This window comes from Pseudomonas fragi (assembly GCF_002269505.1).
Taxonomy (GTDB): domain Bacteria; phylum Pseudomonadota; class Gammaproteobacteria; order Pseudomonadales; family Pseudomonadaceae; genus Aquipseudomonas; species Aquipseudomonas fragi_D.
The window spans coordinates 1-2,711 of sequence record NZ_NQKQ01000053.1 but is presented as its reverse complement, the minus strand read 5'-3'; the positions used below and the strand labels follow the sequence as shown (position 1 = coordinate 2,711).

Annotated in this window: 3 protein-coding genes; 2 read left to right on the top strand and 1 reads right to left on the bottom strand. The window is 56.8% G+C overall.

Annotated features, from left to right (window positions below; genetic code table 11):
- The first annotated feature begins 474 nt into the window (after positions 1-474).
- Positions 475-1,071 (top strand): hypothetical protein, encoded by a 597-nt coding sequence (locus tag CJU81_RS23415; RefSeq protein ID WP_053221401.1) that lies wholly within the window; start codon positions 475-477, stop codon positions 1,069-1,071.
- Entirely contained in the window at positions 1,071-1,361 is a 291-nt protein-coding gene (locus CJU81_RS23970; protein WP_141232637.1) for a hypothetical protein, read from the top strand. Before CJU81_RS23415 ends, CJU81_RS23970 begins: the two co-directional genes overlap by 1 nt.
- Here the strand turns inward: CJU81_RS23970 and mobV are convergent.
- Positions 1,333-2,304 (bottom strand): MobV family relaxase, encoded by a 972-nt coding sequence (mobV, locus tag CJU81_RS23410; protein WP_095038433.1) that lies wholly within the window; start codon positions 2,302-2,304, stop codon positions 1,333-1,335. The genes CJU81_RS23970 and mobV overlap by 29 nt on opposite strands.
- Positions 2,305-2,711: the final 407 nt, after the last annotated feature.

Sequence of the window (2,711 nt, the reverse complement as noted above, 5' to 3'; positions counted from 1 at the left end):
CAAAGACGCGAAGCGGCGAGGACTCGGCCCCTTGACGCCCACGGAATGACCCAGCCTCCGTGAGTGGGGGCAGGGGGCGCTCTTCCCCCTGCCCCCCGAGCCCTCGGCGGCAAGAGTGGGGGTTCCAAGGGGGCAAAGCCCAATTGGGCGAGGGCCGAAGGCCCGCTGCAAGCCCTAAAAAGTCGCTGCCCGGAGGGCAGGCATTTTCGGAGCGAAGCGACTGGGTATGCCAAGCGAAGCGCGGCAAGGGCGTCGCCCTTTAGAGAATTAGAAGAGAAAACAGTAGAAAAGAGGTTAAGTAGTTGATTTATATAGGTTTCATCCAAAGAGCGATGTCTCACGTGGCTATACATCTATGTATCACCCGGTGAGACATCGCTATACGTCATAAAGCATTTGTGAGACATCATGCATCTTGCTAGCATGAGGCATGATGCTTCAAAAAATGCACACTAATGTTTCACGGGGTGATACATGTCTCAGGACGAAAAAAAGGTTCAAAAGCTGGAGGAACAGCTCACCCAAGTGAGGGCCTTGCTGAGCCACACAGTCGACACGCTAGAGCAGGAACGGCGGCTTTCAGCAGTAACCAAAAACCGGGTGGCGGGGGGTTACTACATGATGAGTAGAGCCGCCGAAAAGAACTTAAGAGCGATGCAGCGAGACAACCCAGCGGCAGCCTTGGTGTTCAGCGTTATCAGGGAGAACATGCAGATTGGCACCAACGCAGTGACGATATCTCAAGTAACCCTCTGCAAAATCCTGAACAGGTCTAGAGCGACCATTTCACGCGGTGTGAAGTACCTTGCGGATCACCAGTTTGTTCAAACGATCAAGACCGGCAACGTCTCGACCTATGTGGTCAACGAGCAGATAGCGTTCGCAGGCACCGCTGGACAGCGCAAGGCAGTTTTCTCGGCAACGGTTGTAGCCCATGAATGCGAGCAGGAAGAAGGCTGGGATCAAGTGAAAAAGCTCAAAGCCGTTCCAGTGATCTATGGGGATGAACGCCCGATTCTAGGCGCCGATGATCTGCCCCCACCTGACCAAACTGACTTGGATTTCAACTGATGATCGTGGATATACGACCACAAAACGGAAAAACGCTGATCGCCTTCAAAGCCAAGGACCTGAGCAGTTTTGATGACATATTGGGCATCGCTTGTGCTGTTGCAGCAGGCCAATACTGCTTTGAGGCTGGATCACTGCTCAGCCCTGATTTCAGGCAGTTCATCGATGAAATAAAGCCACGTACCCAATACGGCATTCTTGTAGGCCGTGACCTGCATGACAAGCCGTTAGTTCGTTGGGGGAAACTCATGAAAGCAGGATCTAAAGGGTCAAGCCCTTCCCTTTGGTAACCGTCTTGCTCTTGCGCTTGCTCTGCTCCTTGGCCTTTGCGTTCTCCTGCTGGAGTTCGGAGGCCATCTTGAGCACGCTGGCGATCTGATCCTTCGTAAGCCCCCTGAAAGACCCCTCAAACGTCTCCAGGCGCTTTCTGAGGCCTTTTGCCGTGTTCCGTGCCTCTCTCGCCTTGCGTTCGCTCTCAACGCTCTCAGAGGCCTTAGCAACGGTCCCCGCAAACCCTTTGTTCAAATCCTTCGTCACACGCTTGGCGATCATTTCTGCATCTTCGACCAGATCCCCACGGCCTCTGACTCGCTCCAGCAAAGTCGCCTTCTCCAGCACCCGCGGTTCTACGGATGAGGGCAGAAGCGTCACGGAAGACTCCATTCCCTGTTGGACCGCCGCGTAGTGCTGCTGAATTCGCTGATGGTTGGCCATGCTGCCTTCGATCCCGCGCTCCAAGCCAAGATTGGCCACACAGGCGGCGTAGGAGGTTTGGTCGGCGCGCATCTTGTCGCGACTGCCGATGAACTCCTTGGCGCTCAGGCGTTTGTCTTGAGTCAGCGGCACGACGAAAGCCGACAGGTGTGGCGTGGATTCGTCCCGGTGGATACTGGCCGTAACAATGCGATCGGCCCCGTACTTGTCCGCCAACCACTGCAAGGACTGCTGAAAGAACGCTTTTTCCTGTTCTGGTGTAGCTTTCTCGAACCAATCAGGACTGGCCGTCATCACGTATTCGACAGTCAAAACCGCATCTTTGCGCCGTTTCTCTGGCAGCAAAGCCCGCAGTTTTCCCATCGCCTCGTCCGTGCTTTTGGCGACCAGGTGTTGATTGTCGGGTGTGCGTTCCTGGTCAGCATTGTGTGTATTCCGTTCCCGGTAGCAATGCTGCATCGAGGCCGCCACTGAGCCCATGTTGGCGAGCTTCTTTGCCCGCATGATTGCGTATGCCATGCCATCCCCGATCTGCTGAAAATCCGCCTAGCTCCGCTGGGCCACTTGATTACAAGTGTACTCACTAGACTTTGCTTCGCAAAGATCGTTCGGGGCTACGCCCCAAGAGCCTGCGCGGCTACGCCTTGCACCCCCTGCTGACGCGCCCCCCCAAGGGGGCTTGTCCGTTCGCCACGTGGCAGGCGGTCAGGGGAAGAGCGCCCCTGACCACCAGCCCTGAGCGTTGGGGTCGTTCCAGGGCGTCAAGGTCGGGGCCGCTTCGCGGTCGCTGCGCGAACCTTGACCCCCTTCCACTTCGAATGGAGTGGGGGTCAAGGGGTTGGTGCGGCCCGCAGACGCGAAGCGGCGAGGACTCGGCCCCTTGACGCCCACGGAATGACCCAGCCTCCGTGAGTGGGGGCAGGGGG

Excerpts from the sequence above, each read along its gene's own strand:
- CJU81_RS23415 (WP_053221401.1), top strand. The coding sequence starts at position 475 with ATGTCTCAGGACGAAAAAAAGGTTCAAAAGCTGGAGGAACAGCTCACC.
- CJU81_RS23970 (WP_141232637.1), top strand. The coding sequence starts at position 1,071 with ATGATCGTGGATATACGACCACAAAACGGAAAAACGCTGATCGCCTTC.
- mobV (WP_095038433.1), bottom strand. The coding sequence starts at position 2,304 with ATGGCATACGCAATCATGCGGGCAAAGAAGCTCGCCAACATGGGCTCA.